The sequence below is a fragment of the Actinacidiphila acididurans genome (genome assembly GCF_016918855.1).
GTDB lineage: Bacteria > Actinomycetota > Actinomycetes > Streptomycetales > Streptomycetaceae > Actinacidiphila > Actinacidiphila acididurans.
In genome coordinates, this window is the sequence record NZ_JADKYB010000002.1 from 526,605 (window position 1) to 539,835 (window position 13,231).

A 13,231-nucleotide genomic window follows, 5' to 3' on the forward strand; every position below is an offset into this window, starting at 1 on the left:
GGGGAGGTCGATGTACGGTGCGGCACAATTGAGGGTGCCGGCCGCTGTCGGCCGGACAGGAAACACAGACCGGGGGTCCGCAAGGCGCCCGCCCGACCCACGGCAACAGGTACGCATGCCCCTCACACTCGCCTCGCTCGCCCAGCACTCCGCGCTCCGGCTCGCCGTGCTCGCCGGGAACCCGGAACGCCTGGGCGCCGAGGTCAGGTGGGTGCACACCAGCGAACTGGACGACCCCGGGCCCTACCTGGAGGGCGGCGAACTCCTGCTGACCACCGGGCTGAAGCTGGACGGCGGCGACCCGGTGGCGCTGCGCGGATACGTCCGCAGGCTCGCCGCGGCCGGAGTGGTCGGCCTCGGCTTCGGCGTCGGGCTCGGCCACGACCGGGTGCCGCCCGCCCTGGTGGACGCCGCCGCCCACGAAGGACTGCCGCTGCTGGAGGTGCCGCGGGCCACCCCCTTCATCGCCATCAGCAAGGCCGTGTCCGCCGCGATCGCCGCCGACCAGTACAAGGCGGTCACCGCCGGCTTCGAGGCACAGCGCGAACTCACCCGGGCCGCCCTGGCCCCCGACGGCACCACCGCCCTGCTCACCCGGCTGGCCGCCCACCTGGACGGCTGGGCCGCGCTCTACGACGCCTCCGGCGCGGTGCTGGCCGCCGCCCCGGAATGGGCCGGGCGCCGGGCCGCCCGGCTGGCCGGCGAGATCGACCGGCTGCGCGACACCCCTGCGCCGACCAGCGCCGCGCTCGCCGGCCCGGCCGGCACCGAAGACCGGGTCGAGGTGCAGTCGCTCGGCACCGGGCGGCGCCCCCGCGGCTTCCTCGCGGTCGGCACCGAGGAACGCCTCGACACCTCGGCCCGCTACGTCGTGCACGCCGCCGTCGCGCTGCTCACCCTCTCCCTGGAACAGTCCCGCACCCTCCAGGAGGCGCAGGCCCGGCTGGCCGCCGCGCTGCTGCGGATGCTGCTGGCCGGCGAGCCGGGCCACGCCCGCAGCGTCGCCGGGCGGCTGTACGGCACGTTGTTCGACCACCCGCTGCGGCTGATGATCGCCGAGCCCGCCCAGGCCGGCGCCGACGCCGAGGCGGTCACCGTACTGGGCGAACGCGCCGAGGCCGCCGCCGTCCGCTCCGGCGAGCCCATGCTCACCGTCCGGGACGGGCCGCGCCTGCTCCTGCTGGCCGCCGAGGACGCCCTCGCCCTGGCCACCGCCGCCGACCTGGCCGAGGCCAGCGACGGGCTGGCCGCGGGCCTGTCGGCGTCCGTCGACCCGGCCGGCGTCCCCGAGGCCCACCGCCAGGCCGAACGCGCCCTCGCCGTCGCCCTGCGCCGCGGCCGCCCCTTGGTCGAACACGGCGAGGTCGGCGCCGGCTCGGTCCTGCCGCTGCTCGCCGACGAGGCCGTACGCGCCTTCTCCGAGGGCCTGCTGCGGCCGCTGCGCGAACACGACGCGACCTCCCGCGGCGACCTGATCGCCTCTCTCGCCGCCTGGCTCTCCCACCACGGGCAGTGGGACGCCGCCGCCGCGGACCTCGGCGTCCACCGCCACACCCTGCGCTACCGCATGCGCCGCGTGGAGGAGATCCTCGGCCGCTCCCTGGACGACCCCGACGTCCGGATGGAACTGTGGCTCGCCCTGAAGGCGGGCGGATAGGGCACCCCCGCGAGGGCCCCGCCCGCACTGGCCGATCCGTAGCGTCGCGGCCGCCGCGTACTCCGCGGTGGACAACACCTCACCCGTACGGCCGCGCCTACCGTGAAGGGGATCCGAGGGTGTCGGGCAGGAAGGGCGGAGTGGCGATGGCAACGGCAGGGGCGGCGCAGCCGCGGGCGTTCTGGGTGGCGGGGCGCCCGGTCACCGGCGAGGAGAGCTTCGAGGTCACCAGTTCCTGGGACGGCTCGGTGGTCGGCACCGTCAGCGTGCCCACGGACCAGCAGGTGGAGCAGGCCGTGGCGGCGGCCGACGCCGTGCAGTACGACTTCGCCGCCACTCCCGCGCACGTACGGGCCGCCGCGCTGGACCACGTGTCCCGGCGGCTGGCCGAGCGGGCCGAGGAGATCGCCCAGCTGATCACCGCCGAGAACGGCAAGCCGGTCAAGTGGTCCCGCGGCGAGGTCGGCCGCGCGGTGTCGGTCTTCCGGTTCGCCGCCGAGGAGGCCCGCCGGTTCAACGGCGGCGAGGCCCAGCGGCTGGACACCGACCCCGGCGGCGTGGGCCGGCTGGCCCTCACCCGCCGCTTCCCGCGCGGCCCGGTGCTCGGCATCGCCCCCTTCAACTTCCCGCTCAACCTGGTCGCCCACAAGGTCGCCCCGGCCATCGCGGTGGGCGCGCCGATCATCGTCAAGCCCGCGCCCGCCACCCCGCTCACCGCGCTGCTGCTCGGTGAGCTGCTGGCCGAGACCGAGCTGCCCGAGGGCGCCTGGAGCGTGCTGACGGTGCCCAACGACCGGATGCCGTCCCTGGTCCAGGACCCGCGGCTGCCGGTGATCTCCTTCACCGGCTCCGACACCGTCGGCTACGCGATCACCGACTCGGTGCCGCGCAAGCACGTCACGCTGGAGCTCGGCGGGAACGCCGCCGCCGTGGTCCTGGCCGACTGGTCCTCCGACGCCGACCTGGACTGGGCGGCGACCCGTATCGCCACCTTCGCCAACTACCAGGGCGGCCAGTCCTGCATCTCCGTCCAGCGGGTGATCGTGGCGGACGCGGTGTACGACGCCCTGGCCGAACGCGTCCTCGCCAAGGTCCGCGCCCAGGTCACCGGCGACCCCGCCGACGACGCCACCGACGTGGGCCCCCTGGTCAGCGAGGCCGCCGCCGCCCGGGTGGCCGACTGGGTCGACGACGCCGTGACCAAGGGCGCCAAGCTGCTCACCGGCGGCGCCCGCGACGGCGCGAGCTACGCCCCCACCGTCCTCACCGACCTGCCCGGCGACTCCGTCCTGGCCACCGCCGAGGCCTTCGGCCCGGTCCTCTCCCTGCACCGCGTCAGCGGCCCCGACGAGGCCTTCGCCGCCGTCAACGACTCCCGCTTCGGCCTCCAGGCCGGCATCTTCACCCACGACATCCAGCTCGCCTTCCGCGCCCACCGCGAACTCCAGGTCGGCGGCGTCATCATCGGCGACGTCCCCTCCTACCGCGCCGACCAAATGCCCTACGGCGGCGTCAAGGACTCCGGCACCGGCCGCGAAGGCATCCGCTACGCCATGTCCGACTACACCTACGACCGCGTCCTCGTTTTGACGAGTTTGGACCTGTAGCCCGTCCAAGGCTGCGGGTGGCATATGGGGGGGCTGGGGTCCGCAGGACCCCGTGTCCCCCCGGGCACGCCGGGAGCACCCAGGGGCGCGGGGTTGCATTCGATATGCGGCTGGCGCCGAGTGGGCGCGACAAGCCCACCACAGCCCGCAGAAGGCCACCGGCTGAGCGGGGCAGACGCTGTCAAAAAAACCCACTATCCGCACAAATGACCGTACCCTTGAGCCCGCGTCAGCGACCCGCACACAAAAATGGTGCCCTCACCCCGCATCGGGTAATACGGACAGGTAGCACTGATCGGTAACCCCCACCGGAGGTGAACCGTGTCCGCACCAGCCGCCACACGCAAGGTCTCCGAACGAGAAGCCCGCCAGGTCGCGGAGGCCGCCCGGGAGCAGGCCTGGCACAAGCCGAGCTTCGCCAAGGAACTGTTCCTCGGCCGCTTCCGCCTGGACCTCGTCCACCCGCACCCGCTGCCCTCGCCCGAAGCCGTGGCGAAGGGCGAAGCCTTCCTCGCCCGGCTCCGCGACTTCTGCGAGACCGAGGTGGACGCGGCGCGGATCGAGCGCGAGGCCCGTATCCCGGACGAGACCGTACGCGGGCTGAAGGACCTGGGCGCGTTCGGGATGAAGATCGACGAGGCGTACGGCGGCCTCGGCCTCACCCAGGTGTACTACAACAAGGCGCTGGCCCTGGTCGGCAGCGCGAGCCCGGCGATCGGCGCGCTGCTGTCGGCCCATCAGTCGATCGGCGTACCGCAGCCGCTGAAGCTGTTCGGCACCGAGGAGCAGAAGGCCCGCTTCCTGCCGCGCTGCGCCCGTACCGACATCAGCGCCTTCCTGCTCACCGAGCCCGACGTCGGCTCGGACCCGGCCCGGCTCGCCACCACCGCGGAGCCCGACGGGGACGACTACGTCCTGGACGGCGTCAAGCTGTGGACCACCAACGGCGTGGTCGCCGACCTGCTGGTCGTGATGGCCCGGGTGCCGAAGTCCGACGGGCACAAGGGCGGCATCACCGCGTTCGTGGTCGAGGCCGGCACCGAGGGGATCACCGTCGAGCACCGCAACGCCTTCATGGGCCTGCGCGGCCTGGAGAACGGCGTCACCCGCTTCCACCGGGTCCGGGTCCCGGCGGCCAACCGGGTCGGTCCGGAGGGCGCCGGCCTGAAGATCGCCCTGACCACCCTCAACACCGGCCGCCTGTCCCTGCCTGCCGGCTGCGCGGGAGCCGGCAAGTGGTGCCTGAAGATCGCCCGCGAGTGGTCCGGGGCCCGCGAGCAGTGGGGCAAGCCCATCGCCGAGCACGAGGCGGTCGGCGCCAAGATCTCCTACATCGCGGCCACCACCTTCGCACTGGAGGCGATGGTGGACCTCGCCTCCCAGATGGCCGACGAGGACCGCAACGACATCCGCATCGAGGCCGCGCTCGCCAAGCTCTACGGTTCCGAGGCCGCCTGGACCATGGCCGACGAGCTGGTGCAGATCCGCGGCGGCCGCGGCTTCGAGACCGCCGAGTCGCTGGCCGCCCGCGGCGAACGCGGCGTGCCCGCCGAACAGTTGTTGCGCGACCTGCGGATCAACCGGATCTTCGAGGGCTCCACCGAGATCATGCACCTGCTGATCGCCCGCGAGGCGGTCGACGCGCACCTGTCGGTCGCCGGCGACCTCATCGACCCCGACACCTCACTGAGCGACAAGGCCAGGGCCGGCGCCCGAGCCGGCGGCTTCTACGCCCGCTGGCTGCCCAAGCTGGTCGCCGGGCCGGGCCAACTTCCGCACTCCTACGCCGAATTCGGCACCCTCGCCGGCCACTTGCGGTACATCGAGCGCAGCTCCCGCAAGCTCGCCCGCTGCACCTTCTACGCCATGTCGCGCTGGCAGGGCCGGATGGAGCTCAAGCAGAACTTCCTGGCGCGGATCGTCGACATCGGCGCGGAGCTGTTCGCCATGAGCGCGGCGTGCGTGCGGGCCCAGCATCTGGCCGCGACCTCCGATCACGGCCTTGAGGCGCGGTTGCTGGCCGACACGTTTTGCTCGCAGGCGCGGGTTCGGACGGATGAGCTTTTCGGGCGGCTCTGGAGCAATACGGATGGGGCGGATCGGGGGCTGACCAAGGCTGTGCTGCGGGGGGACATGGCGTGGCTCGAAGCGGGGATCGTTGACGTCAGCGGTGGGGGGCCCTGGATCGAGGAGACTGCTCCTGGGGCTTCGCGGGTCGAGAACGTGCGGCGGGTAATTCGTTAAGGGGCCGGACGTCGGCTTGGCGTTCTCCCTGATCCGGCTTCGCGCCGTTACGGTTGCGCGGTTCTCTGTGTGCGCGCTGTTTGTGGCTTGTCGCGCCCACGCGGCGCCAGCCGCGAATGGACAACAGCCTCGCGCCCCTTCGGGGCACGTCCCGGCTCGGGCTCGCTCATAGGTGCGGGCGCTCCTCGGTGCGGGTTTTCCACAGGCTTGGCTCCGGTGCGTCGGGAGGGGCGGGGGCAGGACAGAATGAGGGCATGACCGACGCACTCGCAGACCCGCACTACCGACCCTTCGCCGCGCCGGATGCCGGTGGGGGGCCCCGGGACATCGTGATTCTCGGCTCCACGGGGTCGATCGGCACGCAGGCGATCGACGTGGTGCTGCGCAACCAGGAGCGGTTCCGGGTGGTGGCGCTTTCGGCGGCCGGCGGGCGGGTGGGGCTGCTGGCGGATCAGGCGCACACGCTGGGAGTGCACACGGTCGCGGTGGCGGACGAGGGGGCGGCGTCGGCACTGCGGGAGGCGCTGGCCGAGCGGTACGGGGCGGAGCGCACGCCGGAGATCCTGGCCGGGCAGGGGGCGGCGGCGGAGGTGGCGGCGCTGCCGTGCCACTCGGTGCTGAACGGGATCACCGGGTCGATCGGGCTGCGGCCGACGCTGGCCGCGCTGGAGGCGGGCCGGGTGCTGGTGCTGGCCAACAAGGAGTCGCTGATCGCCGGGGGGCCGCTGGTCAAGGCGGTGGCGAAGCCCGGGCAGGTGGTGCCGGTGGACTCCGAGCACTCGGCGCTGTTCCAGGCACTGATGGGCGGCACCCGCGGGGAGGTGCGCAAGCTGATCGTGACGGCGTCGGGGGGCCCGTTCCGCGGCCGGACCCTGGCCGAGATGGCCGGGGTGACGCCGGCGGAGGCGATGGCCCACCCCACCTGGGACATGGGGCCGGTGATCACCATCAACTCGGCCACGTTGGTGAACAAGGGCCTGGAGGTCATCGAGGCCCACCTGCTGTACGACATCCCGTTCGACCGGATCGAGGTCGTCGTCCACCCGCAGTCCTACGTTCACTCGATGGTGGAATTCACCGACGGCTCCACGCTCGCCCAGGCCGGCCCGCCGGACATGCGCGTACCCATTGCGCTGGGCCTGGGCTGGCCGCACCGGGTGCCGGACGCCGCACCGGCCTTCGACTGGTCCAAGGCGTCCACCTGGGAGTTCTTCCCGCTGGACGAGACGGCCTTCCCGTCTGTCGCGCTGAGCCGCCATGTGGGTACCCTCGGGGGCACCGCGCCCGCGGTGTTCAACGCCGCCAACGAGGAGTGCGTAGCCGCCTTCCGGCAGGGCACGCTGTCCTTCACGGGCATCATGGACACCGTCGCCCGGGTGGTCGGCGAGCACGGCACACCCGTTCCGGGAACTTCTCTCACCGTCGAGGACGTCCTGGAAGCGGAGACCTGGGCCCGCGCCCGGGCCCGGGAACTGGCACAGGCATCGGAGGCAGCAGGCGTATGACGGCCCTCATGACGGTCCTCGGCATCGTCGTCTTCGCCATCGGGCTGATGATCTCCATCGCCTGGCACGAGTTCGGGCACCTGTCCACGGCCAAGCTCTTCAAGATCAGGGTGCCGCAGTACATGGTCGGCTTCGGGCCGACCGTATTCTCGCGACAGAAGGGCGAGACCGAGTACGGCCTCAAGGCCGTCCCGCTCGGCGGCTACATCCGGATGATCGGCATGTTCCCGCCCGGCGAGGACGGACGGGTCACCGCCCGTTCCACCTCGCCGTGGCGCAGCATGATCGAGGACGCCCGCTCGGCGGCGTACGAGGAACTGAAGCCCGGCGACGAGACGCGGATGTTCTACACCCGCGCGCCGTGGAAGCGGGTCATCGTGATGTTCGCCGGACCGTTCATGAACCTCATCCTGGCCGTCGCCCTGTTCCTCGGCGTCTTCATGGGCTTCGGCATCAGCATGCGGACCACCGTCATCGGATCGGTCAGCGACTGCGTGATCTCCCAGTCCGACACCTCCCAGCGGAACCCGGACAACCCGTGCCGGTCCACCGACCCGGTCGCGCCCGCCAAGCAGGCCGGCTTCAAGGCGGGGGACAAGTTCCTGGAGTTCAACGGCCGGCCGGTCAAGGACTGGGCCCAGCTGTCCAACGACATCCGCGACAACCCGGGCACCAAGGCCACCGTCGTGGTGGAGCGCAAGGGACAGCGGGTCACCCTGCACCCGACCATCACCACCAACACGGTGGCGAAGACCGACAGCAACGGCGACTACGTCACCGGCACCGTGAAGGCCGGCTTCCTCGGCTTCGCCCCCGCCACCCACGTCCAGCCGCTCGGCTTCACCGACTCCTTCCAGCACATGGGCGACATGGCCCGGCAGGGCGTCGACTCCCTGGTCAGCCTGCCCAAGCGGATCCCCGACCTGTGGAACTCGGCCTTCAACGGCGCTCCGCGCAAGGCCGACTCGCCGATGGGCGTGGTCGGCGCGGCCCGGGTCGGCGGCGAGGTGTTCGCCCTCAAGGCGCCCGCCATCGACCGCGTGATGTTCATGGTCACCCTGGTCGCCGGGTTCAACCTGTCGCTGTTCCTGTTCAACATGCTGCCGCTGCTGCCGCTGGACGGCGGCCACATCGCCGGCGCGCTGTGGGAGGCGCTGCGCCGGCACACCGCCCGCGCGTTCCGCCGCCCCGACCCGGGACCGTTCGACGTGGCGAAGCTGATGCCCGTCGCCTACGTGGTGGCCGGCATATTCGTGTCCTTCACCCTGCTGGTGCTGATCGCCGATGTGGTGAACCCCGTCAAACTCAATTCGTAATGCCCCGAGCCGGGTGAGACGCGTGGGCGGGTTGCCGTAATCTCGATGCCGGAGCCCGCCCACGCGGGACCTCGATCACCACCTTGGGGATGCCACGCACATGACCGCGATTTCGCTCGGTATGCCGGATGTTCCGACCAAGCTCGCCGACCGCCGCAAAAGCCGTCAGATCCAGGTCGGAAGCGTCGCAGTGGGCGGCGACGCACCGGTTTCCGTTCAGTCGATGACCACCACCCGCACCTCCGACATCGGCGCCACCCTCCAGCAGATCGCCGAGCTCACCGCCTCCGGCTGCCAGATCGTCCGGGTCGCCTGCCCCACGCAGGACGACGCCGACGCGCTGCCGGTGATCGCGAAGAAGTCGCAGATCCCGGTCATCGCCGACATCCACTTCCAGCCCAAGTACGTGTTCGCCGCCATCGACGCGGGCTGCGCCGCGGTGCGGGTCAACCCCGGCAACATCAAGCAGTTCGACGACAAGGTCAAGGAGATCGCCAAGGCCGCCGCCGCGTCCGGCGTGCCCATCCGGATCGGCGTCAACGCCGGCTCCCTGGACCGGCGGCTGCTGGAGAAGTACGGCAAGGCCACCCCCGAGGCGCTGGTGGAGTCCGCGCTGTGGGAGGCGTCGCTGTTCGAGGAGCACGATTTCCGCGACATCAAGATCTCGGTCAAGCACAACGACCCGGTCGTGATGGTCAACGCCTACCGGCTGCTGGCGCAGAAGTGCGACTACCCGCTGCACCTGGGCGTCACCGAGGCCGGTCCGGCCTTCCAGGGCACCATCAAGTCCGCGGTCGCCTTCGGCGCGCTGCTCAGCGAGGGCATCGGCGACACCATCCGGGTCTCGCTGTCCGCGCCGCCGGCCGAGGAGGTCAAGGTCGGCATCCAGATCCTGGAGTCGCTGAACCTGCGCCAGCGCCGGCTGGAGATCGTCTCCTGCCCGTCCTGCGGCCGCGCCCAGGTGGACGTCTACAAGCTCGCCGACGAGGTCACCGCGGGTCTGGAGGGCATGGAGGTGCCGCTGCGCGTCGCCGTCATGGGCTGCGTCGTCAACGGCCCCGGCGAGGCCCGCGAGGCCGACCTCGGCGTCGCCTCCGGCAACGGCAAGGGCCAGATCTTCGTCAAGGGCGAGGTCATCAAGACCGTGCCCGAGTCCAAGATCGTGGAGACCCTGATCGACGAGGCGATGAAGCTCGCCGAGCAGATGGAGAAGGCCGGGGTCGCCTCCGGCGAGCCGCAGGTGAGCATCTCCTGACCGGCGCCGCCGCACGCCTCCTGACCGGCGCCGCCGCACGCCTCCTGACCGGCGCCGCCGCACGCCGCGGCCCGTACCGCGCACGCTTCGGCCGCACGCCGGCGCATCGTCTCCCGCTTCGGGACGGCGGTGCGCCGGCGGCGTATGCCCCTGCCCGCCCGGCACCTCCCCCAGGCTTCGCCCGGGAGGTGCCCCCACGAGCGGCCCACGGCCCGCCGTACGAGGTAAAGTGCTCGGACCATCCGCCGCCGTCGCCCGCGGCCCCATCCGGTGAGGCGCTGCCTTGTTGACCCACCCGACTGCCCGAGTCCTCGAACCCGGCGACCTCGACGCGGCCCTCGCCGTCCTCGACCGTGATCCGGTGGCCAACGCGTTCGTCACCTCGCGGGTCAACGTCGCAGGGCTCGACCCGTGGCGGCTCGGCGGCGAGATGTGGGGCTGGTACTCCGGCGGCAAGCTCGCCTCGCTGTGCTACGCCGGTGCCAACCTGGTGCCGATCTGCGCCACCCCCGAGGCGATCAGCGCCTTCGCCGAGCGTGCCCGCCGGGCCGGCCGCCGCTGCTCGTCCATCGTCGGCCCCGCCGAGACCACCAAGGACCTGTGGGCCCGGCTCGAACCGCACTGGGGACCGGCCCGCGAGATCCGCGCCCACCAGCCGCTGATGACCACCCGCACGCTGCCGCCCGACGTGACCCCCGACCCGCTGGTCCGCCGGGTCCGCCGCGACGAGATGGACGTGATCATGCCGGCCTGCGTCGCCATGTTCACCGAGGAGGTCGGCGTCTCCCCGCTTGCCGGCGACGGCGGCCTGCTCTACCAGGCCCGGGTCGCCGAACTGGTCTCCACCGGGCGGGCGTTCGCGCGGATACAGGACGGCCGCGTGGTCTTCAAGGCCGAGATCGGCGCGGTCACCCGGCACACCTGCCAGATCCAGGGCGTCTGGGTCGCCCCCGAGTACCGCGGCCGCGGCCTGTCCGAGAGCGGCATGGCCGCCGTGCTCCACTACGCACTGCGCGACGTCGCGCCCGTCGCCAGCCTCTACGTCAACGACTTCAACGCGCCCGCCCGCGCGGCGTACCGCCGGGTGGGCTTCACCGAGGTCGGGGCGTTCATGAGCGTGCTGTTCTGACCCCCTGAAGACTCTGCGCAAGGCCCGGAAACGGTCCCGGTTCGCCCGGGAAATGGTTACCGAGGGTGCCCGCCCGGTAGGGTCGGCTCATGGGAGACGTGGTGATCGGCCCGTGCGACCTCGCCGCACACGTGGACGAGGCGCTGGCCGTGCAGGCGGTCGCCTTCGGGCTGGGCCCCGAGGAGGTCGCCATCCGGCGGCAGATCGTGCTGCGGCACCTGGCCTCGCCCGGGGCGCGGGCACTGGCCGCGCACACCGACGACGGAAGCATGGTCGGCTTCGTCTACGGGCTGCCCAACGACCGCGCGCACTGGTGGTCCAGCGTGGTCCAGCCCTATCTTCGCGACCGCGGCAACGACGGCTGGCTGGACGACTCCTTCGTGATCACCGAACTGCACGTGCTGCCCGGCTTCCAGAACCGGGGCATCGGCCGCCGCCTGATCACCGAGATCACCGACACCGCGAGCGAACCGCGCTCCATCCTGTCCGCGATCGACGGCGAGAGCCCGGCCCGCCACCTCTACCGCAACCTCGGCTACCGCGACCTGGCCCGCCCGGTGCACTTCCCCAGCGCCGCCCGCCCGTACGCCGTGATGGGCGCCTTCCTGCCGCTGCTGCGCAAGCCCGCGACGCCGGGTCCGGCGCAGGCGACGGCCCCGCACGAGCCGTCGGCGGCACGGGAACCCGGACGTGAACCCGGGCGCGAGCCGGGGGCGTAAAGCCGAACCGGGGGCGTAGAACCGGAGGCGTAAAACGTTTGCGGGCGCCCGCGGCACGGCCGGTATCCTCGCCGGACTTTCCCGATCCTCCCGGAGGAGGCCCGCCCATGGTGCTGCGCATGTCCCGGCTGATGGTCACGACGCTGCGCGACGCCCCGGCCGACGCCGAGACCCTCAGCCACAAGCTGCTGGTCCGCGCCGGGTACGTACGCCGGTCCTCGGCGGGGATGTGGAGCTGGCTGCCGCTGGGCAAGCGCGTGCTGGACAACGTGGCGCGGATCGTCCGCGAGGAGATGGACGCCATCGGCGGCCAGGAGGTGCTGCTGCCCGCCCTGCTGCCCGGCGAGACGTACGAGGCCACCGGCCGCGCGCAGGAGTACGGCGACCTGCTGTTCCGGCTCACCGACCGCAAGGGCGCCGGCTACGTGCTCGGGCCCACCCATGAAGAGGTCTTCACGCTGCTGGTGAAGGACCAGGTCAGCTCGTACAAGGACCTGCCGCTGATCCTCTACCAGATCCAGGCCAAGTACCGGGACGAGGCCCGGCCCCGCTCCGGGGTGCTGCGCGGGCGCGAGTTCCTGATGAAGGACGCGTACTCCTTCGACACCGGCGAGGAGGGGCAGATCGCCGCGTACCGGGCGCACCGCGAGGCGTACGTACGGATCTTCCGCCGGCTCGGGCTGGACTTCCGGATCGTCTCCGCGGTCTCCGGCGCGATGGGCGGCTCGGACTCCGAGGAGTTCCTGGCGCCCGCCGCGGCCGGCGAGGACACCTTCGCCGACTGTCCGGCTTGCGATTACGCGGCCAACACCGAGGCGGTCACCTTCACCCCGCCGCCCGCCGCGGACGAGGGGCACGGCGCTCCGACCGAGCTCGACACGCCCGACACGCCCACCATCGAGGCCCTGGCCGCCCACCTCGGCGTGCCCGCCGCCGCCACGCTGAAGAACCTGCTGGTCACGGTCGACGGCGAGATCACCGCGGTGGGCGTGCCCGGCGACCGCGAGGTGGACCTCGGCAAGCTCGCCGAACACCTCGCGCCGGCCACCGTCGCCCTGGTCACCGCCGAGGACTTCGCCCGCCGCCCCGACCTGGTCCGCGGCTACGTCGGGCCGCAGGGCCTGGACCTCCCCTACCTCGCCGACCCCCGGGTGGCCCCCGGCACCGCCTGGATCACCGGCGCCAACAAGCCCGGCCGGCACGCGGCGAACGTGGTGTGCGGGCGGGACTTCACCGTGGACCGCTACCTCGACGTGGTGACCGTCCGGTCCGGCGACCCCTGCCCGAACTGCGGGGCCGGCCTGAGCCTGGGCCGCGCCATCGAGATCGGCCACATCTTCCGGCTCGGCACGAAGTACACCGACGCCTTCGGGGTGGACGTGCTCGGACCCGACGGCACACCCGTCCGCGTGACCATGGGCTCCTACGGCATCGGTGTCTCCCGCGCGGTGGCCGCCCTGGCCGAGCAGACCGCCGACGAGCACGGCCTGTGCTGGCCCGCCGAGGTCGCGCCCGCCCGGGTGCACGTGGTCGCCGCGGGGAAGGCCGCGCAGGCCGAACTGGCCGAGCAGATCGCGGATCGCCTGCACGCCGCGGGCGTCACCGTCCTGCTGGACGACCGCACCGGAGTGTCGGCGGGTGTGAAGTTCACCGACGCCGAACTCCTCGGCGTCCCGCGGATCCTGGTCGCCGGCCGCCGCGCCGCCGAAGGCGTCGTCGAACTGCGCGACCGCCGTACGGGTGAACGCGAGGACCTGCCGGTGGCGGAGGCGCTCGCCCGGCTCACCTCCTGACCGGCG

General features: G+C 72.4%; 8 protein-coding genes and 1 pseudogene. All 9 read left to right on the plus strand.

From position 1 onward, the window contains the following. Positions 1-115: 115 nt before the first annotated feature. The 9 genes and pseudogenes from ITX44_RS05330 to ITX44_RS05370 all read left to right on the plus strand — a co-directional run bounded on the left by ITX44_RS05330 (position 116) and on the right by ITX44_RS05370 (position 13,225). A complete protein-coding gene (locus tag ITX44_RS05330) occupies positions 116-1,657 on the plus strand; it encodes a PucR family transcriptional regulator (RefSeq protein ID WP_205355791.1) in 1,542 nt (513 codons plus the stop codon). Positions 1,658-1,803: 146 nt separating this feature from the next. Beyond that, complete coding sequence (locus ITX44_RS05335; RefSeq protein WP_205355792.1) at positions 1,804-3,264, plus strand: aldehyde dehydrogenase family protein; 1,461 nt, start codon at positions 1,804-1,806, stop codon at positions 3,262-3,264. 321 nt (positions 3,265-3,585) lie between these two features. After that, positions 3,586-5,508, plus strand: coding sequence for an acyl-CoA dehydrogenase family protein (locus tag ITX44_RS05340; RefSeq protein WP_205355793.1), 1,923 nt, complete (start codon positions 3,586-3,588; stop codon positions 5,506-5,508). Positions 5,509-5,762: 254 nt separating this feature from the next. Continuing rightward, positions 5,763-7,013: a 1-deoxy-D-xylulose-5-phosphate reductoisomerase gene (gene dxr / locus ITX44_RS05345; protein WP_205355794.1), complete on the plus strand. Its 1,251-nt coding sequence runs from the start codon at positions 5,763-5,765 to the stop codon at positions 7,011-7,013. Then, positions 7,010-8,329, plus strand: a complete 1,320-nt coding sequence (locus tag ITX44_RS05350) for a M50 family metallopeptidase (RefSeq protein ID WP_205355795.1) — start codon at positions 7,010-7,012, stop codon at positions 8,327-8,329. The genes dxr and ITX44_RS05350 overlap by 4 nt, the downstream gene beginning before the upstream one ends. Positions 8,330-8,429: 100 nt before the next feature. After that, complete coding sequence (ispG, locus tag ITX44_RS05355) at positions 8,430-9,584, plus strand: flavodoxin-dependent (E)-4-hydroxy-3-methylbut-2-enyl-diphosphate synthase (RefSeq protein WP_205355796.1); 1,155 nt, start codon at positions 8,430-8,432, stop codon at positions 9,582-9,584. A 283-nt stretch (positions 9,585-9,867) separates the two neighbouring features. Beyond that, complete coding sequence (locus ITX44_RS05360; protein ID WP_205355797.1) at positions 9,868-10,713, plus strand: GNAT family N-acetyltransferase; 846 nt, start codon at positions 9,868-9,870, stop codon at positions 10,711-10,713. A gap of 89 nt (positions 10,714-10,802) precedes the next feature. Next, positions 10,803-11,336: pseudogene (locus ITX44_RS05365) on the plus strand (GNAT family N-acetyltransferase); the annotation flags it as partial. A gap of 203 nt (positions 11,337-11,539) precedes the next feature. Beyond that, positions 11,540-13,225, plus strand: coding sequence for a proline--tRNA ligase (locus tag ITX44_RS05370; protein ID WP_205355799.1), 1,686 nt, complete (start codon positions 11,540-11,542; stop codon positions 13,223-13,225). Positions 13,226-13,231 lie beyond the last annotated feature (6 nt).